This is a genomic window from Burkholderia sp. Bp8998 (assembly GCF_003854235.1).
In the GTDB taxonomy this organism is placed as follows: domain Bacteria; phylum Pseudomonadota; class Gammaproteobacteria; order Burkholderiales; family Burkholderiaceae; genus Burkholderia.
This window is the reverse complement of record NZ_QTQF01000037.1, coordinates 34695-57847: the sequence shown is the minus strand read 5'-3', so window position 1 is coordinate 57847 and position 23153 is coordinate 34695. Positions and strand designations below refer to the sequence as shown.

General features: G+C 67.7%; 21 protein-coding genes. 15 read left to right on the top strand and 6 right to left on the bottom strand.

The genetic code is table 11. The features are described 5' to 3' along the window. Positions 1 to 12: 12 nt before the first annotated feature. Positions 13 to 744, bottom strand: a complete 732-nt coding sequence (locus tag DIE06_RS29355; protein WP_124664409.1) for a GntR family transcriptional regulator — start codon at positions 742 to 744, stop codon at positions 13 to 15. A 157-nt stretch (positions 745 to 901) separates the two neighbouring features. Here DIE06_RS29355 and DIE06_RS29350 point away from each other — a divergent pair, with 157 nt between their 5' ends. From DIE06_RS29350 to DIE06_RS29325, 6 genes are all read left to right on the top strand, one after another. Continuing rightward, on the top strand, positions 902 to 2365 hold the full coding sequence (locus DIE06_RS29350; RefSeq protein ID WP_124664408.1) for a mannitol dehydrogenase family protein: 1464 nt from the start codon (positions 902 to 904) through the stop codon (positions 2363 to 2365). 136 nt (positions 2366 to 2501) lie between these two features. Beyond that, entirely contained in the window at positions 2502 to 3782 is a 1281-nt protein-coding gene (locus DIE06_RS29345; RefSeq protein ID WP_124664407.1) for an MFS transporter, read from the top strand. A 215-nt stretch (positions 3783 to 3997) separates the two neighbouring features. Then, the gene (locus tag DIE06_RS29340) at positions 3998 to 4789 is read left to right on the top strand and encodes a transcriptional initiation protein Tat (protein WP_124664406.1); all 792 of its coding nucleotides are present in this window, start codon (positions 3998 to 4000) and stop codon (positions 4787 to 4789) included. Positions 4790 to 4797: 8 nt separating this feature from the next. After that, positions 4798 to 5850 carry a substrate-binding domain-containing protein gene (locus DIE06_RS29335; protein WP_124664405.1) on the top strand — a complete coding sequence of 351 codons (1053 nt, stop codon included), beginning with the start codon at positions 4798 to 4800 and terminating at the stop codon, positions 5848 to 5850. Between the two features lie 46 nt (positions 5851 to 5896). Then, positions 5897 to 6583 carry a c-type cytochrome gene (locus DIE06_RS29330; RefSeq protein ID WP_124664404.1) on the top strand — a complete coding sequence of 229 codons (687 nt, stop codon included), beginning with the start codon at positions 5897 to 5899 and terminating at the stop codon, positions 6581 to 6583. Further along, complete coding sequence (locus DIE06_RS29325; protein ID WP_124664403.1) at positions 6580 to 7521, top strand: c-type cytochrome; 942 nt, start codon at positions 6580 to 6582, stop codon at positions 7519 to 7521. Before DIE06_RS29330 ends, DIE06_RS29325 begins: the two co-directional genes overlap by 4 nt. Before the next feature lie 34 nt (positions 7522 to 7555). On the opposite strand, the gene DIE06_RS29320 is transcribed toward DIE06_RS29325, so the two are convergent. Together DIE06_RS29320 and DIE06_RS29315 are read right to left on the bottom strand one after the other, a co-directional pair. Further along, on the bottom strand, positions 7556 to 9478 hold the full coding sequence (locus tag DIE06_RS29320; RefSeq protein ID WP_124664402.1) for an SMP-30/gluconolactonase/LRE family protein: 1923 nt from the start codon (positions 9476 to 9478) through the stop codon (positions 7556 to 7558). A gap of 547 nt (positions 9479 to 10025) precedes the next feature. Beyond that, complete coding sequence (locus DIE06_RS29315; RefSeq protein WP_124664401.1) at positions 10026 to 11219, bottom strand: porin; 1194 nt, start codon at positions 11217 to 11219, stop codon at positions 10026 to 10028. A gap of 470 nt (positions 11220 to 11689) precedes the next feature. Between DIE06_RS29315 and DIE06_RS29300 the strand changes: the two genes are divergently transcribed. From DIE06_RS29300 to DIE06_RS29290, 3 genes are all read left to right on the top strand, one after another. After that, positions 11690 to 12226: a GNAT family N-acetyltransferase gene (locus DIE06_RS29300; protein ID WP_124664400.1), complete on the top strand. Its 537-nt coding sequence runs from the start codon at positions 11690 to 11692 to the stop codon at positions 12224 to 12226. A 121-nt stretch (positions 12227 to 12347) separates the two neighbouring features. After that, positions 12348 to 13082, top strand: coding sequence for a metallophosphoesterase (locus DIE06_RS29295; protein ID WP_124664399.1), 735 nt, complete (start codon positions 12348 to 12350; stop codon positions 13080 to 13082). Between the two features lie 53 nt (positions 13083 to 13135). Then, a complete protein-coding gene (locus tag DIE06_RS29290; protein WP_124664398.1) occupies positions 13136 to 13747 on the top strand; it encodes an alpha/beta fold hydrolase in 612 nt (203 codons plus the stop codon). A 67-nt stretch (positions 13748 to 13814) separates the two neighbouring features. Here DIE06_RS29290 and DIE06_RS29285 read toward each other — a convergent pair whose 3' ends face one another. Both DIE06_RS29285 and DIE06_RS29280 read right to left on the bottom strand, forming a co-directional pair. Beyond that, positions 13815 to 15137: an ATP-binding protein gene (locus DIE06_RS29285; RefSeq protein WP_124664397.1), complete on the bottom strand. Its 1323-nt coding sequence runs from the start codon at positions 15135 to 15137 to the stop codon at positions 13815 to 13817. After that, positions 15134 to 15874, bottom strand: coding sequence for a response regulator (locus DIE06_RS29280; protein ID WP_124664396.1), 741 nt, complete (start codon positions 15872 to 15874; stop codon positions 15134 to 15136). Before DIE06_RS29280 ends, DIE06_RS29285 begins: the two co-directional genes overlap by 4 nt. A gap of 228 nt (positions 15875 to 16102) precedes the next feature. On the opposite strand from DIE06_RS29280, the gene DIE06_RS29270 reads away from it, so the two are divergent. From DIE06_RS29270 to DIE06_RS29255, 4 genes are all read left to right on the top strand, one after another. Next, positions 16103 to 16675 carry a thioredoxin family protein gene (locus tag DIE06_RS29270; RefSeq protein WP_124664394.1) on the top strand — a complete coding sequence of 191 codons (573 nt, stop codon included), beginning with the start codon at positions 16103 to 16105 and terminating at the stop codon, positions 16673 to 16675. Between the two features lie 189 nt (positions 16676 to 16864). Further along, positions 16865 to 17410, top strand: coding sequence for a PAAR domain-containing protein (locus tag DIE06_RS29265; protein WP_260433807.1), 546 nt, complete (start codon positions 16865 to 16867; stop codon positions 17408 to 17410). Between the two features lie 59 nt (positions 17411 to 17469). Next, entirely contained in the window at positions 17470 to 18042 is a 573-nt protein-coding gene (locus DIE06_RS29260; protein WP_260433804.1) for a type VI secretion system amidase effector protein Tae4, read from the top strand. Then, a complete protein-coding gene (locus tag DIE06_RS29255; protein WP_124664393.1) occupies positions 18039 to 18356 on the top strand; it encodes a hypothetical protein in 318 nt (105 codons plus the stop codon). Before DIE06_RS29260 ends, DIE06_RS29255 begins: the two co-directional genes overlap by 4 nt. A gap of 156 nt (positions 18357 to 18512) precedes the next feature. Here DIE06_RS29255 and DIE06_RS29250 read toward each other — a convergent pair whose 3' ends face one another. Next, positions 18513 to 19151: an FMN-binding negative transcriptional regulator gene (locus tag DIE06_RS29250; protein WP_124664392.1), complete on the bottom strand. Its 639-nt coding sequence runs from the start codon at positions 19149 to 19151 to the stop codon at positions 18513 to 18515. A 127-nt stretch (positions 19152 to 19278) separates the two neighbouring features. On the opposite strand from DIE06_RS29250, the gene DIE06_RS29245 reads away from it, so the two are divergent. Continuing rightward, positions 19279 to 20832 carry a PLP-dependent aminotransferase family protein gene (locus DIE06_RS29245; RefSeq protein WP_124664391.1) on the top strand — a complete coding sequence of 518 codons (1554 nt, stop codon included), beginning with the start codon at positions 19279 to 19281 and terminating at the stop codon, positions 20830 to 20832. 97 nt (positions 20833 to 20929) lie between these two features. Further along, the gene (locus DIE06_RS29240) at positions 20930 to 23128 is read left to right on the top strand and encodes a penicillin-binding protein 1A (RefSeq protein WP_124664390.1); all 2199 of its coding nucleotides are present in this window, start codon (positions 20930 to 20932) and stop codon (positions 23126 to 23128) included. The last annotated feature ends 25 nt before the right edge of the window (positions 23129 to 23153 follow it).

The following is a 23153-nucleotide window of genomic DNA, read 5'->3' as shown; positions in this document are numbered from 1 at the left end:
GCATTTCAGGTGTCAGTCGACAAAGTAATGGGGCGCGCGGCTACGCACGTCCGGCAGATGCGAGCCGATCCGGTCGACGTGCGACGCGACCGACGCGCCGAGCAGCGCCATGTTGCGTGACGCGATGTGCGCGAGGATCTGCTCGTGTTCCTGCAGCGCGCGGCGCGCGTGATCCTCGACGCGGTCGAGCAGCAGCCAGCGCACGCGATCGAACTGGCGCTTCATCGGCTGCAGCATTTCCCACACGTGCGGCCGGCCCGCGAACGCGAACATCCGGCCGTGCATCGCCTCGTCGAGCTCGAAGAACGCCTCGACGTCGCCGGCGGCCACCGCCTCGCGCTGCGCGTCGATGATCCGCGACAGCTCCGCGAGTTGCGCCGGCGTGATCTTCTGCGCGAGCTCGACGTGGTTCGCGCATTCCAGCGTGCTGCGCGCGAAGCGCCCTTCCTCGAGGATCGACACCGGAATCGGCGCGACCAGCGTGCCGACCTTGCGGATGATCTGCACGAGCCGCTCGTCGGCAAGCTGCGCGAACGCCTCGCGCACCGGCGTGCGGCTGACCTTGATCGTCGTGGAGATCACCGCCTCCGACAACGCGGTGCGCGGCGGCAGCGCGCCACGCACGATCGCGTGGCGCAGCAGCGCATGCACCTGCTCCGTATATGACCGGCTCTCGTCCAGCGAGAACCCCTGCAACGCCGTGACCACGACGTCCGCTTCTTCCAGTGCTGCCGTTTCGCTCATGGTTGCGATGAATCCGACTTGATATCGATAATTACCATGGTACATAAGCGGTCAAATTCAGGCGATCTAGCGTTTACACCGATAACTTCGCCGTCTTACTCGAAATAACCTGCATGCATTCCGCCATCTACCATGGTACAAACCGTTACCTATCGTCATGCCATCCGCCCCCGATTTCCTGCGCACCGCACCGCCCGGCACGCGCCACCCCGGTTATGACCGGCAGGCGGTCCGCACGGGCATCGTCCATCTCGGCCTCGGCGCGTTCCATCGCGCGCACCAGGCGCTGCACACCGAAACGGTGCTCGAACAGGGCGACCTCCGCTGGGGGATCGTGGGAGTCGAACTGCGGCGGCGCCATACCGTCGACCTGCTCGCCGCGCAGGATCATCTGTACACGGTGACCGAGCGCGACGGCCACGGCGCGCGCACGCGGATCGTCGGCGCGGTGCACGGCGCGCTGTTCGCGCCCGAATCGCTGCCCGCGCTGCTGGCGCTGATCGCCGATCCGGCCGTGTCGATCGTCAGCCTGACCGTCACCGAGAAAGGCTATTGCCGCCGCCCCGGCGGCGGGCTCGACGCCGACGATCCCGCGATTCGCCAGGATCTCGCGACGCCCGACACGCCGCGCACCGCGCTTGGCGTGATCGCGGCCGGCCTGCGCCTGCGGCCGGCCCATGCGCCGCTGACCGTCGTGTGCTGCGACAACATGACGTCGAACGGCGACACGCTGCGCGCGCTGCTGATCGACTACGCGGAACGCATCGACGGCGCGCTCGCGCGCCGCATCCGCGACGACGTCGCGTTTCCGAACAGCATGGTCGACCGGATCGTGCCGGCCGCGACGCCCGAATCGCTCGACTGGGCGCACACGCATCTCGGCGCGCCCGACGCGGCTGCGATCGTCTGCGAGCCGTTCTCGCAATGGGTGATCGAGGATCGCTTCGCCGGCCCGCGTCCGCGCTGGGAAGACGCCGGCGCGCACCTCGTCGGCGACGTGCGGCCCTATGAAACGATGAAGCTGCGGCTGCTGAACGGCTCGCATTCGGCGATCGCGTATGCGGGGCAGTTGCGCGGCCGCGCGACCGTGTCCGATGCGATGGCCGATCCGGCGATCGCGGCGCTCGTCGATGGCGTGATGACGCACGACCTGCTCGCGACCGTCGACGTGCCGTCCGGTTACGACGCGCGCGGCTATTGCGCGACGCTCGTGCAGCGCTTCCGCAATCCGACGCTCGCGCATCGCACCGAACAGATCGCGATGGACGGCACGCAGAAGGTGCCGCTGCGCTGGCTGCCGGCGCTCGGCGAAAGCGTGGCGGCCGGCGTCGAACGTCCGTATCTGGAACGCGCGCTCGCGCTGTGGCTGCACTACCTCGCGACCGCGCATGACGAATCGGGCCGGCCGCTCGCGATCAGCGATCCGCGCGCGGCCTCGCTCGGCGCGACGCTGTCGGCGGCCGGCGATGCCACCGGCGCGGTTCGTGCCGCACTCGGTAGCACCGCGCTCGCCGGTTCGATTGCATGGCCCGACGCGTTGATCGCGCGCGTCGGTGCGCATCTGTCGACGCTGCGCTCAAGCGGCACCGATGCGCTGCTCGCGCGATTGCACGCGCGCTGAACGACCGCTTACCCCGGTTCGCAGGAACCCTAAGCGAACCGCGCAATGCCCCTGCCCGCCGCGCTCCGTCACGACGCGGCGAACGATCGACAAGACAAGACATGACGGCCGGCTCACCGGCACGAAGGAGACAGACATGAAGCAGAAGTCGCAGGCGTGGTTCACGGTATTCCTGCTGTTCCTGGTGTACGGCATCAACTATCTCGATCGCGTCGCGCTGTCGATCGTCGCGCCGATCGTGCAGACCGATCTCGGCATCGACGCCGCGCGGATGGGCCTCGTGTTCAGCACGTTCTTCATCGGCTACGCGCTGTTCAATTTCATCGGCGGGCTCGCGTCCGACCGGCTCGGGCCGAAGCTCGTGTACGTGCTGTCGGTCGGGCTGTGGTCGATATTCTGCGGGATGACCGCGCTCACCGTCGGCTTCGTGAGCCTGCTGATCGTGCGGCTGCTGTTCGGCATGGCCGAAGGGCCGCTGTGCTCGGCCGCGAACAAGATGGTCAACAACTGGCTGCCGCGCGACGGCGCCGCGACCGCGATGGGCCTGCTCAGTGCCGGCTCGCCGCTCGGCGGCGCGATCGCCGGGCCGATCGTCGGCCTGCTGGCCGCGCAGTTCGGCTGGCGGCCGGCGTTCTGGATCGTGTGCGCGATCGGGCTCGCGTGGGCCGTCGTGTGGATGATGTCGACGTCGGACCGTCCGGCCACGCCGGCCGGCGATACAGCGGCCGCGGCCGCATCGCCCGCCGACGCGCCTGCCGCCATCGGCGCGGCAACGCCCGCGCACACGCTGTCGCACTATGTACGCCAGCCGCGCATCCTCGCGACGGCCGCCGCGTTCTTCAGCTACAACTACGTGCTGTTCTTCTTCCTGAGCTGGTTCCCGAGCTACCTCGTGCGTGCGCACCATCTGAACATCAAGGAGATGAGCATCGCGACCGTCGTGCCCTGGCTCGTCGGCACGGTCGGCCTCGCGTGCGGCGGCGCGATCTCGGATGCGCTGTACCGGCTCACCGGCAACCTGCTGCTGTCGCGCCAGATCGTGCTCGTCACCTGCCTGCTCGGCGCCGGCGCGTGCGTGGCCGTCGCGGGTGCCGTGCAGTCGACGCAAGGCGCGGTCGCGCTGATGTCGGTATCGCTGTTCTTCCTGTACGTGACGGGCGCGATCTACTGGGCGATCGTGCAGGACGTCGTGCATCCGGCGCGCGTCGGCGGCGTCAGCGGCTTCCTGCATTGCATGGGCAGCCTGTCGGGCGTGATCGGGCCGGCGGTTACCGGCTTCATCGTCGAGCGCAGCGGCTCGTTCGCGTCCGCGTTCGTGCTGGCCGGCGCGATCGCCCTCGCGGGCGCGGTGCTCGCCGGTGTGTTCGTGCGTAACGCGCGGCCGTCGGAGGTGCTGCGCGAGCGCACCGCGCACTGATCCTTTTCGGCTGGCGAAGGCCGCGCGGCGCCGCAGGAGTCGGCGCCGCGCGGCGTTTTTGTTTTGGCCAATCATCGGACCCTCGAATATCTCCCATCCGATATCGCGATTTCCGGGATCGATCGCGCGCCTCTAGACTGGCTACGCGATGGCGACGCATCGCCACGGCACGGCGATGCGGCACGCCCCCCACGAAAACGATATGGGAGAGTTCGATGTCCGACCGGCATGCGCGCCGCGGCGCGCTCAAGACACTCGGCCTCGCGGCCGGCACCGCGCTGCTCGGCGCCGCGCGCGCCGCCCAGGCGGCGACACCCGAAACCGGCACGCTGCTGGCCGGCGGCGCGACGCGCCTCGCCGACCTCACCCGCCGTCTCGCGGCCATACCGAGACGGCGCGACTTCAAGACGGTGCCGATGATCGTCGAGCATTCCGATCAATGGGACCACGCGGCGCTGATGGAAGTGCTCGGCTATCGCGGCGGCCCGAAGCAGGTGTGGGACAACACCGAGCTCGGCGGCCCGTGGCTGAACCTGATGCGCAATGCGCTGAACGCGCAGATCTGGGCGTTCGGTCATCCTGACTTCCTCGTCGTGTCGGCCACGCATGGCGCCGCGCATCTCGCGCTGTTCGACCAGGCCGCGTGGGACAAATACGGCCTCGCAAAATTCGCCGGCGCCGCATTCGCGACCAACACGCTGCTGGCCGCGAAACCCGCGCAATCGAAGGACGCGAACGATCACGAACTGCCCGACGGCGCGTTCTCGTCGCACGACAACAGCATCGCCGCGCTGCAGCAGCGCGGCGTCGTGTTCCTGTCGTGTCACAACGCGATCTGGGAGCTCGCGGAACGGCTCGACCGCGCGAACGCGAACCCGGACAAGCTGCCGCTCGACGCGCTCGCCGCCGACCTGACCAACCACGTGATGCCGTCGGCGATCGTCACGCCGGGCGCGGTCGGCACGCTGCCCGAGCTGCAGCACGCCGGTTTCACTTACGCGAAGTGAGGCGCGCCATGACACCGATCCGCACGCGTTCTCCATTGCGACGCCGCTGGCGCACGGCGCTGCATGCCGCGCTGGCCGCGCTTTGCTGCACGTCGGCGCTGTCGCTCGCCGCGCCCGGCGACACTTCAACCGGCGTCTTTCCGCCGTGGCAGGACGGCCGCAACAACGACGCGACCCACCACGGCCTCGAATTCACGGTGCCGCAGGTCGACGTGCTCGCCGATTTCCACGGCGACCTCACCGCGCCGAAGCTCGTGCTGTACGTCGGCGGCAACTACTTCTTCGCGATGGCGCCGCTCGTCGCGAAGTTCGAGGCCGACCATCCCGAATACCGCGGCCGCATCTACTGGGAAACGATCCCGCCCGGCCTGCTCGTGAAGCAGATTCACGCGGGCGGCACGATCACCGTCGGCAACATGACGTGGACGGTCAAGCCCGACGCGTATTTCGCGGGGCTCGGCAAGATCAACGACCTGGTCGCGGACGGCACGCTCGAAGGCCCGGCAGTACCCTACGTGACCAACCAGCTGACGATCATGGTGCGCGCCGGTAATCCGAAGCACATCGCGTCGCTGAGCGATCTCGCACGGCCCGACGTGAAGCTCGCGATGCCGAACCCGGCATTCGAAGGCGTCGCGCGGCAGATCCGCGCGTCGCTCGTGAAGGCCGGCGGCGATGCGCTCGCGCGCACCGTCTACGACGACAAGGTGCGTGCCGGCACGACCGAACTCACGCACATCCATCATCGGGAAACCGCGTTGTTCCTGATGCAGGGCCGTGCGGACGCCGGTGTGCTGTGGCAATCGGAAGCGGCGTTCCAGGAACAGGTCGGGCATCCGCTGATGCACATCGACATTCCGGCCGCGCACAATACGACGGCGATCTATGCGGGCGCGACGGTGAAGCACGCACCGCATCCGGAGGCCGCTCGCGCGTGGCTTGCGTTCATCCGGTCGCCGGATGCATTCCGGATTTTCGCGCGCTACGGCTTCGGGCAATACGACGCGACGGCCCCGGCGACGCAGCTTGCGCCACGGCAAGACCAGCCCGACGCGGGCTGACCGCACGGGTGCGCACACCACAAGACAGACAGCCAGGAGGGGACACGTGAACGATTCGGTCGACAACCCGCGACGCCGGTTCGCGCCACTGCTGCTCGCCGCGGCGGCACTGCTGACCGGCAATGCCCACGCGGACGACATCGCGCTCGGCAAGGCCATCGCCACCCAGGGCACGACGACGGGCGTGGCCGCCTGCATCGGCTGCCACGGCGCGCAGGGCGAAGGCAACGCGGCCGCCGGCTTCCCGCGCCTCGCCGGCACGCATGCCGCCTATCTTTCTGCTCAACTCGCCGCGTTCGCCGATGGCAGCCGCCAGAACCCGGTCATGCAGCCGCTCGCGAAACTGCTGTCGCCGCACGATCGCGACGTGGTCTCCGCGTACTTCGCGAGCCTGCCCGCGCCGCCCGCCATTGCCGCTTCCGACGCCGGGTCGATCGACCCGACGAACACCGGCGCGTGGCTCGCGACGCGCGGACGCTGGTCGCAAGGCCTGCCCGCGTGCGCGCAATGCCACGGTGCTGGCGGCCTTGGCGTGGGCACCGCGTTTCCGCCGCTCGCCGGCCAGCCGGCCGCGTACATCGCGGGCCAGCTGAACGGCTGGAAGCACGGCACGCGGGCGCCGGGCCCGATGGCACTGATGCCGATGATCGCCGGCAAGCTGTCCGACGCCGATATCGACGCGGTGGCCGCCTACTATGCGCGCGGCGGCGCCGCGAACGGAGAAAAGCAATGATCGACCGCACGAAGCTGATCCGCGGCGCGCGTGCCGCGCTGCTCGGCGCGGCCTGGATGCCCGCGCTCGCCGGCGCGGCCGCGCCGCAGGACGCACCGGCAGCCGCTTCCGCGTCCGCTGCGGGGGCCGCCCTTCCCGCTGCGACGGCGAAGCCGTTCGCGCCGCCCGCCGAATCCGCGATACCCGCCGACGAGTTCGGCAAGACCGTGAAGCTCGGCGAGCAGATCTTTCTGCACACGCCCGCGTACGCGGGCAAGTACGTCGGCAACAAGCTGACCTGCGCGAGCTGCCACCTCGACGCGGGCCGCCGGCCCGATTCGGGCCCGATGTGGGCCGCGTACCTGCTGTACCCGGCCTACCGCAGCAAGAACGGCCACGTGAACACGTTCGCCGAACGCCTGCAGGGTTGCTTCAAATACAGCATGAACGGCAAGGCGCCGCTGGCCGGCGACCCGATCCTCGTTGCGCTCGAAACCTATTCGTACTGGCTCGCGAAGGGCGCGCCGGTCGGCACGAAGCTGCCCGGGCAGGGTTTCCCGAAACTGCCGCCGCCCGCGCAGAAGGCGGACTACGCGCGCGGCGCCGCCGTCTACACGCAGCATTGCGCGCTGTGTCACGGCACGGATGGGCAGGGGCAGTCGAGCGGCGGCAAGCCGGTCTTTCCGGCGCTCTGGGGCGCGCGCTCGTTCAACTGGGGCGCGGGGATGGGCGACATCCGCAACGCGGCCGGCTTCGTGAAGGCCAACATGCCGCTCGGGCTCGGCGGCACGCTGACCGATCAGGAAGCGTGGGACGTCGCGACCTTCATGGACAGCCACGAACGTCCGCAGGACCCGCGTTTCACCGGCTCGGTGAAGGACACGCGCGCGAAATTCCACGACTCGCCCGACTCGATGTACGGGCGCGAGGTGAACGGCCGCGTGCTCGGCGCGCCATGACACCTGGCCAGCCCGAGCGGCGCGGCCCGCGCGATCACGGATGCCAGCGATACACGACGAGGCTCGACCCGTTGTAGTTGTCCTTCGTGATCACGTACTCGCCGGTCGAGCGCAGGTAAGCGCGAATGCCGTACATCGAGTCGACGTCGTTGCCGACGTCCATGGCCGGCGTGTTCGAGTTCGTCAGCGTGGTGACGAGGCTGCCGGTGTTCAGGTCGAACACGTCGACGTTCGGCACCGTGTGCACGTAGCCGACGAACAGATAGTGGCCGGCCGCCGCCATCGATTTCGGATTCGCGCTCGTCAGGTTGATCGCGACGTTGGGCGTGGTCGTGTTGCCGGCCTTCCAGCCGCGATACACCTCGATGTGCCCGTTCATCGCGGTCCAGTCCCAGCTGCCCGAGATGCCCTGCGCGAGAATCATCGTGTCGCTGTCGGCCTGGTAGATGATCCGCGTGAGCGGCAGCACGGTGCGCGGAATCGGAATCTGCACCGGCTTGCCCCACGTCGGTTTTCCGCTCGCGTCGAAACCCGTCATCGGATAGTGCGAGATGTTGTTGGTGCGATCGAGCCCGGCCCACACGTCGCCGTTGTCGTCGAGCGAGAAGCCGGCCGTCACCTGCAGCGTCGTGTTGAACGGCTTGCCGGGTATCGAGCCGTCCGGAATCGCGATATAGCCGCTCGCGTTGCTGAAGTGATAGACGTTGTAGTTACCCGGGTTCTGCCCGGTCGCGACGAGCATCCGGGTGCCCTTTACCAGCGCGAGCTGGCCGAAATGCTGGCCGCGCTGGTAGTCGTTCATGTCGAGGCGCGGATCCTTTGGATAGGTGAACGGATCGATCGTGTTCGCGACGAACGTGCCGCCCGCCGTGCCGGTGTACACGTTGTTGCCGCTGTAGAAGAACGCGCCGTCGGTCGCCGGATCGGGCGCGGCGGCGGCCTCGAAGTTCAGCGCCTGCAGCTTCCATTGCAGCATGCCCGTCGGGCTGTACGAATGGAGGTCGGTGCTGCCGTTGCGCCCGAGATCCCAGCCGCCGCCCCACGCGTTGTTCAGCACGTACAGGTTGCCGGCCGCGTCCTTGCCGATGCCCGCGACGCGCGTGAAGCGCTTGTCGCCGACCTGCCCCTTGATGCCCGACGTCGTGTCGAGATAGCCGCCCTGCACGCCGAACGTGCCGACCTGCACGGGCTGGCCCACGAGCGTGTAGATCTTGACGTTCATGTCGGGGCCTTCGTCGCCCACCAGCAACTGCCCGCTCAACGCATCGAAATACAGCGACGCCGGCCGCGCGCGGGCCGCCATCTGGATCGTGTTCATCGCCGTGCCCGTCGGGCTGAACTGCGCGACGACGCCCGCGCTCTTGCGCGCGACCCACAGGTTGCCTGCCGCGTCGAGCGTCAGCGCGCCGGGCCCCGATACGCCGATGTCGCGCTGCCACACGCCGTCCGTCGTATAGACGCGCACGCGGTTGCCGTAGAAGTCGCTCACGTACAGCAGGTTGCCGGTCGTCGCGAGGCCGGTGATCACGTCCGCGTACTGGATGCCCGTCCACGTGCTGACCGGAATGCGCAAGTCGCGCTGGTTCGTGCTGCGGTTGTAGCGGCCGACCGAGCCGCTGCCGAACGTGCGGTTGTAGCCGAGCGCGACGAACAGCGAGTTCGCGTTGCCGGTGATCGCGCCGCCCTGGAACTCGTCATGGATGCCGATCGTGCCGAGCGTCTGCCCGTTCTGGTAGATCGCGACGCCGCCCGCGTTCTCGTCCCAGCGCGACGACGTGTAGATCACGCCCTCCGGGGCCACCCACAGCGAGCGGGCGCCGTTGCCGACGTGCGCGGCGAGCGTGCCGAACGTGTTCGCGAGCCAGTCCGTCGTGTATTGCGCTTGTGCGTGACTGACCGGTGCCAGCATTGTCATGCACAATCCAAGCAATGCCGCGCGAATTTGTTTCGATAACATGAATGATGCTCCCGGACGATCGTTTTTCGACACTCTAATTCGCCGCGTATGAAATATTGGTGATTTTTTCAAAAGCCGGTTCAATTCCACTGCGAATGATTCATTACATTCCCTTACCGGGAAAAACGGATTGGACGGCGCCGCGACATGCCGGGACCAGCACCGCAAATCCCCCGTCAGACAGCGCTGTCGCGATCCGTCATTGCCGGTACTTTGTTCCGAGTTTCCCAATGCAAGCACGTCATTTTTTCTGATGCGCATGCATTGATTTTCATTACCGGCAACTCGATTCAATGATTACAAATCGAAATTGAAATGAAAGAGAAAAAATATTATCCGGCTCATGCTGCATTGCCGGGGAAATCCTGAAGATCTGAAATAAGGCGATGCACGACGAAACGCCGTTGCCGATGAGGAAGGAGATAAAGACGAGCCGGGCGTGCGGCGAAGGATGATGCGGGCCGTGGCAAACGAAGAAGGTCGCACACCGGCCGGGTATGCGGCCGGCGGCCCGCATCGCGCACGGCCGCCGGTCACATGCGTGACGTCAGAACTTCTGGCGCAGGCCGAGGCTGACGATCGCCTGCGATCGCGAGTCGGACGAGTGGCCGTTCGCCTTGTCCGACACCGATGCTGTCGCGGCCACCGGCCGGCCCAGCGCGTCGAGCGTCGTGCCGGACGCATGCTGATACGCGCCGAGCAGGTACACGCTGGTGCGCTTCGACAGGTCGTAGACCGCGCCGAGCGTGACGTTGTGATATTGCGCACGGTTGTCGATGCCGTCCACGTCGCTGCCTCGCGTATAGCTGTAGCCCGCGAACAGCTGCGTCTGCGGCTGCACGTTCCAGCGCGTGAACACACCCGCGACATTGAAGGTCGCATGGCCGCTGAACAGCGACTGGGCACCGCTGCGGTACTGCACGTTGCTGTAGTTCACGCCGACCACGGCCGGGCCGAAATCGTACGTCGCGCCGGTCGCGATGACCTGCTGCGACTGCGCGCTCGCATAGCCCTCGTTGATCGACGAGTTGAACAGGCCGTCGTCGGTGCTCCGCCACTTGCCCGTCGTCGGGTCGGTCGCGCCCGTCTTGCTGTTGTCCGAGCGCTCGTAGCCGACGCCCACGCGCAGCGGCCCCGCCGCGTATGCCGCGCCGACGCTCCACGTGTTGCGCTGCTTCATGCTGCCCGGCTGGCCGCCAAAGCCGTACAGCGCACCGAACGTGAAGCCCGAGTAGTTCGCGCTCGTGTACTTGATCGCGCTGTCGACGCGCGCGGTCTGGTCGAGATCGTCGATGTCGCCCGGGTGCGCGCCGAAGCCGCCGATGAACGACGACGGGCCGACCGGGCTCACGAAGTCGTCGAGCGACGTGTACTGGCGGCCGAGCGTGATCGTGCCGTAGCGGTCGCTGCCGACGCCGACGAACGCCTGACGGCCGAACTGGCGACCGCCCTGGCCCGACGTGCCGTTGGTGATGTCGAACCCGTTCTCGAGCACGAACAGCGCGCGCATCCCGCCGCCGAGATCCTCGGAACCCTTGATGCCCCAGCGGCTGCCGGACAGGTTGCCGGTCGTCAGGCCGACGTCCGATTGCCCGGTATAGGCACCCGGCGAGCCGACCCGTTCGTTGCTGCGATAGGTCACGCCCGCGTCGACGATGCCGTACAGCGTGACGGAGCTTTGCGCGAATGCGATGCCCGCGAGCGAGAGCAGCAGCGGTGCTGCGATCAGTTGCTTGTTCATGGTTTCAGCGTCTCCGGGTGGTGAACCCGTTGTTCTATGCGAGTAGCACGTGCGGTCGGCGAGATCCGCCGGCATTGCGAGGCCGGCGGCGCCCGCACGCGGGAACGCACGCGCGACACGCGCGCGCGACGTCGCGGCCAGCATGCCCGCCGCGGCCGCCATGGTAGTTGGAACCGGTTCCGGTCGATAGCGCAATAATGAAAACAGCTTCTTGCCAATATCGAGATAATCGGGCGAATCGGGCGGGCGGCGAACCTCCCTGTACAGCCCGGGGCCGCGCGCCCGATAATCGAGCGCGCACCTGCCACCGGGAGCCTCCGTCATGCATGAAATGCCCCTGCTGATCTTCGCCGCCGTCGCGTTCGTCGGGATCGCGACGCCCGGCCCGGCCGTGCTGCTCGCGCTGCACCGGCGTGATGCCGCGTTGGGGGCATCGGCATGCGCGCCGCATCGTTCGCGACGACTACCCGATGAGAATCGCCGCGCCACCCCGCTCCGGCTTCCCCGGCCTGTCTCTCCGGCAGCTCGACCGCACGGACCTCGACGCGTGGTACGCATACCTGTCGAACCCCGACGTCGTCCGGCACACGAGCTGGAACCTGCATTCGCGCGACGATCTGCTGCCGCTGTTCGACGGCATCGAATCGGTCCAGCAGGATTCGATTCGGCGTCTCGCGATCGTCGATGACGCATCGGGCGCGCTCGCCGGGACGATCGGACTGCATACGGTGTCCACCGCGAACCGGTCGGCCGAGATCGCATACGACCTCGCGCCGTCGCACTGGGGGCGCGGCATCGCGAGCGCGCTGTGCGCGAGCGTCACCGCGTGGGCGTTCGCCGAAGGCGGCTTCGTGCGCATCCAGGGCATCGTGCTGACCAGCAACGCCGGCTCCGCGCGCGTGCTGCAAAAATGCGGCTACCGCTTCGAAGGGTTGCTGCGCGCATACCGGATCGTGCGCGGCGTGCCGGGTGATTTCGCGATGTACGCGCGCCTCGCGACCGACTGACGCGCAGGCCGGCTGACGAGCCGACACTCGACACGCGCCATGCGTGCGCCGTCGTCGATGCGATTGGACGATCCGCGCCGAATTCGCGACAATCGCCATTCCCCGCATCGACTTCTTCACCATGAAAATCGCCGCGCTGTCCGACATCCACGGCAACCTCGCCGCGCTCGACGCGGTGCTCGACGACGTGCGCCGCCGCGGCGCCGACGTGATCGTCAACCTCGGCGACATCGTGTCGGGCGCGCTCCATCCGGCCGAAACGGCCGACCGCCTGATCGCGCTCGACCTGCCGACCATCAAGGGCAATCACGAGCGGCAACTGCTGACCGGCGATCGCGAAGCGATGCGGCTGTCCGACCGCTGGGCGCACGACACGCTGCGCGACGGCCACCGCACGTGGATCGCCGCGCTGCCCGAACGCCTGACGCTCTGCGACGACGTGCTGATGGTGCACGGCACGCCCGCCAACGACCTCGTCTATTTCCTCGAAACGGTGACGCCCGACGGCTGCCGCGCGGCGACGCCCGATGAAATCGCGCAGCGCGCGGGCGACGAGCCGGCGTCGCTGATCCTGTGCGGCCATACGCATGTGCCGCGCATCGCGAAGCTCGACGACGGCCGGCTGATCGTCAACCCGGGCAGCGTCGGACTGCAGGCGTACACCGACGATCAACCGCATCCGCACCGGATCGAAACGGGTTCGCCGCATGCGCGCTATGCGATGGTGTCGCGCACGCCGGCCGGCTGGCACGCCGAGTTCCATGCGGTCGAATACGACTGGCATACGGCCGCCGCCACCGCGGCAGCGCGCGGCCGCGACGACTGGACCGTCGCGCTGCGCACCGGCCGGTGCTGACGCAGCATCGCGCCTCGTTCAACCTGCTTCGTTCACCCGAGAACCTCCCCGTCATGCCCGTTCCGTCACAACTGCTCTTCCTGCCTGGTGCGTCGGGCAGCACCGCGTTCTGGCAACCGCTCGCGAGCCACCTCGCGCATCCGGCCGAGCGACGGATCGTCGGCTATCCGGGCTTCGGCGACACACCGCGCGATCCGGCCGTCGACGACTTCGACGGCCTCGTGCGCCAAGTGCTGAGCGCGATCGACCGGCCGACCGCCGTGATCGCGCAATCGATGGGCGGCGTGATCGCGATGCGCGCGGCACTCGAACGTGCGGCGCTCGTCACACACCTGGTGCTGACGGTCACGTCGGGCGGTCTCGACATGGAAGGGCTCGGCGCGCAGGACTGGCGCGCCGGCTTCGCGGAAGCGAACCCGCAGTTGCCCGACTGGTTCCTGACGTTTCGCGCCGACCTGTCGCAGGACATCGGCCGCATCGCGCAGCCAACGCTGCTGCTGTGGGGTGACGACGATCCGATCAGCCCCGTCGCGGCCGGCCGGCGCCTGCTCGAACGGCTGCCCGATGCACAGCTGCATGTGGTACCGGGCGGCCGTCACGATCTCGCGGCAGTGCATGCGGAAACGCTCGCGCCGCTCGTCGACGCGCATTTGCAGCGCGTGTGACGCGGCCTGCTTCAACGCGAAGCCCGCGACACGCCTGACGGTGCCGCGCGCGGCATCGCGTCACTCGTCATGCCGCATTCACCAGCGTCAACCGCGCTTCGAGGCCGCCGCCATCCGGCCGGTTGCGCAACGTGAGCGTGCCGCCCATCGCGAGCGCAAGCTGCCGCGCGATCGCAAGGCCGAGCCCCGTGCCGCCCGTCTCGCGATTGCGCGACGTCTCCACGCGCCGGAACGGTTCGAACACCGCGTCGAGTTGATCCTCCGGAATGCCCGGCCCGCGGTCGCGCACCGCAATGACCGCGCCGCCTCCCGGCGCCGCCTGCACGTCGATCTCGGCCGCGCCCGCGAACTTCAGCGCGTTGTCGACGAGGTTGCCGACGATCCGGCGCAGCGCCTTCGGCCGCGTGACGAGCGCGAGCGGCCCGCCGCCATGCAGCGCGACATCCTGCCCCGCATCCGTGTAATCGCACACGATGCTGTCGAGCAGCGCATCGAGATCGATGCGGCGCGCGGCCTCTTCCGTGCCGTGCAGCGTGCGCGCATACGCGACGCCTTCCTTCACCAGATGCTCCATCTCGAGCAGGTCCTGGCGCAGCTTCGCGCCCTGCACGTCGTCGTCCATCGTGTCGACCCGCAGCCGCATCCGCGTGATCGGCGTCTGCAGGTCGTGCGAGATCGACGCGAGGATCTGCATGCGTTCGGCCATGTACTGCGCGATGCGGTCCTGCATCGCATTGAACGCCCGCGCGGCGCGCGCGACTTCGGACGGCCCGTCCTCGTTCAGGCGTTCGCCCTTCAGGTCGGGGCCGAGCGCGTCCGCCGCCTGCGCGAGCTGGTTCAGCGGCCGCGTCGCGAGCCGCACCGCGAGCCAGCAGCATGCGGCCAGCACCGCGAGCTGCAGCGCGAGGACGTAAGGCAGCCAGCCCGACAGCGGCACTGTCGACATCGGGTGGATGTCGATCGTCAGCGGCGAGCCGTCGGTCAGGCGCAGATGCACCTGCAGATGCTCGCGATCGCCGGGGAGCGCGTTCGCGGTCAGCGGGTAGTCGCCGCCGATGCCGTCCGAGATCGACCGCTCGACACGCGCCGACAGCCGCGCCTCCGGCGGCGTGCCCGTCTCGCCGGGCCCGAGGATGAACGCGTAGCTGCGCCGTGCGAGACGCGGCAGCCACGCGGCGCGCTGGTCGGGCGGCAGGTGGTCGAGCAGCGCGACCGAACTCGCGACCTCGCGCTCGATGTAGCCCATCATCAGGTTGGTGGTCGCCTGGTCGCGCTCGGTCACCGTGAGCCAGAACGACAGTGTCTGGGCGAGCGCGAGGCCCACGCACAGGATCAGCGCGAGCCGTGCGAACAGCGAGCGCGGCCAGTGCCACAAGGTGCGCGCGCTCATGCGTCGCCTTCGACGGCGGTGACGGCCGACGAGAACACGTAGCCCTCGTTGCGCAGCGTCTTGATGTAGCGCGGCTCGCGCGCGCCGTCGCGCAGCCGCTGCCGCAGCCGGCTCACGAGCAGGTCGATCGACCGGTCGAACGGATCGGACTGCCGGCCCTGCGTAAGGTTGAGCAGCTGGTCGCGCGTCAGCACGCGCTGCGGATTGTCGAGGAACACGCGCAGCAGCCGGTACTCGGCGCCGCTCAGCGCGACCAGCGTGCCCTCGGTGTCGAGCAGGTGACGCCCCGTCGTGTCGAGCCGCCATTCGCCGAACGCGAGCATCGCGGCCGTCTCCGACACCTGCATGCCGGGCGGCAGCATGCGCGCGCGGCGCAGCACCGAGCGGATCCGCGCGAGCAGCTCGCGCACCGCGAACGGTTTCGCGAGATAGTCGTCGGCACCCATCTCGAGGCCGATGATGCGGTCGGTTTCCTCGCCGCGCGCGGTCAGCATCAACACCGGCACCGTGCGGAACTTGCCGGCGCGCAGATCGCGGCACAGCGTGAGGCCGTCCTCGCCGGGCAGCATCAGGTCGAGCACAATCAGGTCGGGCGCGCCGTCGTCGAGCACGTTGCGCATCTCGCGGCCGTTCGCGGCGAGCGACACGCGCATGCCGTTCTTCTCCAGATAGTCCGCGATCAGTTCGCGGATCGCGCGATCGTCGTCGACGATCAGTACGTGGTCGATCTTGTCCATGAGGCGGTGTCGTTGGCGTGAGGTTCCGGCTGGCGATGCCCGCATTTATACCGCACCGCGGGCGCGCGCTTGTATCCCAATGTATCGCGTCGCCGTGACGACACACAACATTGCACACGCGCGGCTTGCCGGACACATCGCAGATACGTCGGCGCGGCCCAATGAGGGCTGTCGAAACCTGTCCGGCCGACGCACGCGCGCGGCGGCCGACCGAACTGGAGAACCGCCATGCCGACCAGACTCAAGACCGCCGCCCTCGTGATCGCCCTCGCCGCCACGGCCGGGCTCGCCGCGTTCGCCGGCACCCGCGACGACGCGGGCATGACCGCCTCGCTGGCCGGCACGCCGGCACCCGACTTCACCGGCATCGAGCGCTGGCACAACAGCGCGCCGCTCAAGCTCGACCAGCTGCGCGGCAAGGTCGTGCTGGTCGATTTCTGGACGTATTCGTGCATCAACTGCATTCACACGATTCCGTACGTGAACGACTGGTACCGGAAGTACCGCGACCAGGGGCTCGTCGTGGTGGGCGTGCATACGCCCGAGTATCCGTTCGAACGCGATGCGAAGAACGTCGCCGATGCGGTCAAGCGCTTCGGCATCCAGTATCCGGTCGCGCAGGACAACCGCTACGATACGTGGCGCGCGTACGGCAACCAGTACTGGCCCGCGCTTTATCTGATCGACGCGAACGGGAAGGTCGTGTATACGCGGTACGGCGAGGGCGGGTATGACAAGACGGAAGCGGCGATCCGCGGGGCGCTGGCGCAGGCGGGGGAAGGCGGAAAACGAACGCAATAGATCGCCAGATCAGCACTGGGGAAACAGCGAAAACTCCTCGGATTCATATCCCGCAACATGTGGTTTTCCCCACGACAGTTGCTGATTCGAACATGTCGTTTCAAGGAGCCCTATCAATATCGAGATGCGCTATCGCGCCATGCGGCTACGATGACGGCTTTCCGAGAGGGCCGATCAATGAAATGAAGAATTGCAGTCGTTGGCGATAGTCTTTCGAGTGGCGGGAACGTTAACCCATACGACGGTCCGCCGTTCGTTGTACATGGGCACCAAGCGGCCCTGATTGGGGGTAACGCATTCTGCACCGCGTGCCAAAGCGTCGGCACCATCGCGAAGACAGGGGGCCCATACCGAATCAAGTTCCGGGGTGAGGTCGCGCTGGATAACGATGTCGTCATGTGCGGCTGCGCAACTCCGCCGCACATCGTTGCACTGCTTGCCGGCGAAGCCTGGTGCAATGATGGAATAAAGGGTCTCGGGGAAGTCGTTTCGAGCCGCACGCTAACGGGTGAGATCGTATCGGTCAGGAAAGGCACTTTCGACGAGCGGGTGAGGGCGACCAAGGAGGTAACGGAAGGGTTGCCCTACTATATCGAAACCGCTGACGGTCGTATGCATTTTGGGCGTCTTGACGCAAGCGGCAAACTACCCCGTATCCATACCGGAGACGAGGCAAGCGATTACACCGTCTACTGGGGCGATGACGCGCTCTCGAAGCAAACGGGGAGTATTTGATGCCACATACCGGCCCCACAAAAGTTCGCACTACCAACACCAAAGGTTCAGAGAAATAGGTGCCATTGGCCGGCGTCACCTTCAAAGAGCTTTGGGACAACTACCCGTCCGGCAATCCGTACGACAACCCAGCGTATACCAATCAATGCGCCATTCGCGTCAGCGTTACTCTGCACCGCGTCGGTGTCGGAATGAAATCGTTCAATGCAAAGAACGTCAGACCGATGTCGGGCGCAAAGACGATCGGCCGTATCCTGCTTGACGGGAAACCCACGGCGACACGCGCTGATGAGCTGGGCGCATGGTTGCAGCTACAGCCGTTCGCAGGTCTTCCCAAAGCCGAAAACATTACCGGGGAGGATTGGGAGGCGAAGGTCAAAGGCCGCACCGGTATCATCCAGTTCTCTCGGTACTGGACACGCAGCGGCGAATCAACCGAGAACGCGAGTGGCGGCCACATTGATCTGTGGAACGGATCGCGCTTGACAGTCAGCGGATTTTGGAGCGGGTTCGCGACATGGGGGCGTTATTTAGGCGCCAGGTCTGTTCGTCAGGGGGCGACCATACTCGGCGACGCATCGTATTCTGATCTTGCCGGCTCGAAGCAAATCTTATTTTGGGAAATCAAGTGAAACGGCTTGCGATATCGCTCTGCGGCTTTTTGTTCGGGCTGCTGGTCGCATGGGTATTTGTCTATGCGCTCAGCCGCGTTCACTTGGTCAAACCTGACCATATCGCCACAGGCTGCCATGAACTGGACAAATGCCCGACGCCGTGGTGGATTGCACCGGTATTGATTTTGTATTTTTTTGGTCCCGCGATCGCTTTCGGCACGCTCAACGCCGTTGCCTGGAAGCGTTGGCGCACTAGAACATGGGCACTGTGGAGTGCCGCGATTCTCTTCGTGACCGCCGCCCTCTATATTGTCGATTACGTCATGAAATGAATCGCCTGACCTGTACGACACATGCCGGCTTCCTTCACCGGCATGTGTTCTGCCCTACAAGGTTCGGACGCGTCGAGGAGAACCCGTCTGCGCATAAGCGACATTTGCGCGGTGTTGTGGTCCAGGCGAGGAGCCCCTCACCGCGCGACCGCAAGATTATTCATTCTTGCGGTCCGCCTCCGCCAGCATCGCCTCGCCGATCGCGAGATTGCCGTCCGCGATCAGCGCATCGCCCGCGCCGCGAATATCCTCGACCGCCTTGTTCTGCCCGAGCTTGCGCTTGCCGATGAGCCGCGTGATCTCGATCTGCAGCCCGACGATCGATTGCAGCATCGTGTCGAGATACTCCTTCGGCGCGTCGGCCATCTTCCACGGCGCCGGCTGCGATGCCTCGTGCGTGCGCGTCAGCCGCGCGACCACGCCGCGCACGAACTTCTCGTCGTCGCGCACGGTGACGCGACCGTGCGCATGCACGACCACGTAGTTCCACGTCGGCACCTGCCGATGCGCGACGTGCTTGCTCGGGTACCAGTTCGGGGAGATGTACGCGTCGCCCGCGCGGAAGATCACGAGCACTTCGTCCCCGTTCGCGACCGCCTGCCAGACCGGATTCGCGCGCGCGACGTGCGCATGCAGCTCGCCGAGGCCGCCGTCGCCCGGCAGCAGTTCGAACGGGAGGTGATTCGCGTCGAGCCCGCCCTTCCCGTGCGTGACCAGGGTGCCGAACGGATGCTGGACGATCAGTTCGCGCAGCACGTCGGGACGGGATTCGGCGAAATCGGCGGGGACATACATTGCGGCTCCACGATCGGACAGGGTTCGGAAGGAACGGGCCGGAAACCGGCCCGCCATCTGCGGATTGTGATCGCTAACTGGTTTATGCTGTAGAGCCGGTTTAGAACAATTTAAGCAGACCAGAATCATGGCCAGAACCGCCCGGATCGTCGAAATCCCGTCGCTCGGCGCGCTCGACCGCGCAGCCGGCGACCTGAGCCGCCAGCTCGCGCAGGCGTTGCGCGACGCGGTGCGCCGCGGCGACATGCGGCCCGGCGACACGCTGCCGTCCACGCGGCTGCTCGCGGCATCGCTCCAGGTCGCGCGCGGCACCGTCGTCGACGCGTATGCGCAGCTCGGCGCCGAAGGCTTCCTGGAATCGCGCGGCGGCGCCGGCACGCGGGTCGCGAACGCGCTGGCGGAGCCGTCGCCGCCGGCTGGCGAACCACCCGCCGCCCGCCAGCGCGCCGCACACGCCGGCCTCCCCGAACCGGCCGCGACGTTCGCGCGGATCGCCCATGAATTCCGTCCGCTGCCGGCCGCACCGTTCGCGATCTCGGTGCCGGTCGGGCTCACCGCGCCCGACGACATCTGGCGCCGGCTCGGCAACCGCCTGCGCGCCCGCGGCGCCGGCGCGCCGTCCGGTTATGCGGATCCGCAAGGCGCGTTGCCGCTGCGCGAAGCGATCGCCGATTACGTGCGCCGCTCGCGCTCGGTGCGCTGCAGCGCCGATCAGGTCGTCATCACGAGCGGCACGCAACAGGGGCTGCACCTCGCGAGCCAGGTACTGCTCGGCCCGAACGATCGCGCGTGGGTCGAGAATCCCGCCTATCGCGGCATCACCGCGCTGCTCGAGAGCACCGGGCGGCGCGACGCGATGGTCCGCGTGCCGGTCGACGCGGACGGCATCGACGTCGAGGCCGGCATCCGTCTCGCACCGGACGCTCGCGCGGCGTTCGTCACGCCGTCGCACCAGTACCCGCTCGGCATGCCGATGAGCATGGCGCGGCGCAATGCGCTGCTCGGCTGGGCACGCACGCATCGCGCGTGGGTGGTCGAGGACGATTACGACAGCGAGCTGCGCTACGAAGGCTATCCGTTTCCGTCGCTGCAGGGGCTCGATCCCGACCGCGTGGTGTATCTCGGCACGTTCAGCAAGATCCTGTTCCCGTCGCTGCGGCTTGGCTACGTAATCGCGCCCGCCGACCTCGTACCCGCGATCTGCGGCGCGCGCGTGCTGATGGATCGCCACGCGCCGACCGCCGAGCAGCACGTGCTCGCCGCCTTCATCGCGGAAGGCCATCTCGATCGCCACATTCGCCGCGTGCGCGGCGTCTACGCGGAACAGCGCGCGCTGCTGATCGACACGCTCGGCGCGCGGCTGCCGCGCGAGCGCGCGTGGGTGCAGCCGGGCGATCAGGGGATGCACGTCGTGCTGTGGCTCGCGGCAGGGATCGACGATCTCGACGTGGTGGCGCGCGCCGCACAGGCGGGCGTGGCGGTGCGCGCGGTGTCGCCGATGTTCGCGCCGGGCACCGCGCGTCCGGGCCTCGTGCTCGGCTTCGGCGGGTTCGATCGCGCAAGGATGGAAGCGGCCGCGCAGCGGCTCGCGGATGTCGTGGGCGAAGCGGCCGGCGCCGATTCATCAGATGAATCGCGGCGGCGCATGCGACCAAAGGTTGTCCGCGGGCAACAAACGTAATCGTCTGTAACTCCTGCAAGAAAACGGGCTTTTTGGCCACAGGCAACGCCGCGCGGTTTGCTAGGATCGCGCCTTTTCCGATCGCGCTCCCGCCGCCGTGAACCGCTTCGTGCCGTTTCTTCACAACCTGTGGCTTCGCTGCCGTGACGGCGCCCGCGCGCTGGGCGCCGGCGCATTGCATCGCCTGCGCCATCCGACCCGCCGCGGCGTCGCGCTGACGCTTGCCGCGATACCGCTGCTCGGCCTGCTGGTCCTGCTCGCGTTCGTTCCGTTCACGCCCAGCATCGGCGACATCCGCAAGGCGCGCATCGACCGACCCGCGCGCGTGCTGTCGGCCGACGGGCAGCTGATCGCCGAGTTCCGGCCCGTCAACCGCGAATGGGTGCCGCTCAAGCAGATCTCGCCACACATGGTCGACGCGCTGATCGCGACCGAGGACCATCGCTTCTACGCGCATCACGGCATCGACTGGCGCCGCACGCTCGCGGCCGGGCTGCATACGTTCTCGGGCAGCCGCCAGGGCGGCTCGACGATCACGCAGCAGCTCGCGCGCAACCTGTATCCGGACGAAGTCGGCCGCGCGCCGACGCTCACGCGCAAGATGAAGGAGCTGATCACCGCGTTCAAGATCGAGACGGTGTACAGCAAGGACGAGATCCTCGAGACCTACCTGAACACCGTGCCGTTCCTGTACAACGCGTACGGCGTCGAAATGGCCGCGCGTACTTATTTCGGCAAATCGGCGGACCAGCTCGACATCGTCGAAAGCGCGACGCTCGTCGGGATGCTGAAGGGCAACAGCTACTACAACCCGGTGCTGAATCCGGAGCGCGCCGTCCAGCGCCGCAACATCGTGCTCGCGCGGATGGCCGCGATGGGCATGCTGTCGCCGCGGCAGCTCGCGCAATTGCAGCGCCGGCCGCTGCGTGTCGACTTCGAGCCGCAGGCCGCGCAGCCGGGCCCCGCCCCGCACTTCGCGGTGCAGTTGCGCAAGTGGCTGATCGCCTGGGCCGACCGCAACAACTACGATCTCTACTCGGACGGCCTCGTCGTGCGCACGACACTCGATGCGCAGTTGCAGGACATGGCGACGCAAGCGCTGACGCAGCAAACCGATCGCCTGCAGGCGATCGCCGACAGCGCGTGGCACAACCCGTCCGGCTGCGGGCTGCGCAACGACCTGTTCCGCGGCTTCATCCGGCAGACGCCCGACTATCGCGCCGCGCGCGACGCCGGGCTCGCCGACGTGGCGGCGCTGAAGCAGCTCGGTGCGGATCGCGCGTTCATGCGCGCGTTGTGCGAGCGCAAGACGCAGGTGCAGGCCGGCTTCGTCGCGATCGATCCGCGCAATGGCGCGATTCGCGCGTGGGTCGGCAGCCCCGATTTCGGCAGCGAGCCGTTCGATCACGTCGTTCAGGCGCGGCGCCAGCCGGGCTCGACGTTCAAGCCGTTCGTGTATGGCGCCGCGTTCGCGGACGGCATGCGGCCGGGCGATACGTTCGTCGATCGTCCGGTCGCCATCCCGATCGGCGCGCACGCGGTCTGGCACCCGACCGACGAGGAGCCGCCAACCGGCGAGCCGATGACACTGCGCGATGCGCTCGCGCTGTCGCGCAATCGCATCACCGCGCAGGTAATGCAGCGCGAAGGCGCGGCCAGGGTCGCGCAGCTCGCACGCGCGATGGGCGTGCGCGAAAGTCCGCTCGACGCGGTGCCGTCGCTCGCGCTCGGTACGAGCCCCGTCACGCTGAAGGAAATGGTGTCCGCGTACGGGACGATCGCGAACCGCGGCGTGTACGTCGCGCCGCAGATGATCACGCGCATCGAGGATCGCGACGGCAAGGTGCTCGCCGCATTCGGCAGCGCGCCACCCGAGCGCGCGTTGCCGGTGAATGCGGCACAGACGCTGGTCGACGTGATGCGCGGCGTCGTCGATTACGGGACCGGCGCCGACATCCGCTCGCGCTACGGGATTCGCATCGACGTCGCGGGCAAGACCGGCACGACGCAGGACAACACGGATGGCTGGTTCATCCTGATGCATCCGCAACTGGTGGCCGGCGCGTGGGTCGGCTTCGACGACGGCAGCGTGACGCTGCGCAGCGATTACTGGGGTGCGGGCGCGCATAGCGCGCTGCCGATCGTCGGCTCGTTCTACGATGCGGCGCTGCGAGCGCGTGCGATCGACCCGCAAGTGCAGTTCTCGCCCGACTTCCGGCCGCGCAGTGCACCGGTGCCGGCACCGCGGCGGCGTCCGCACCCCGGCCTGTTCGACTGGCTGAAGATTTTCCGCTGACCGCTGCACGGCAACGACGCTTCGT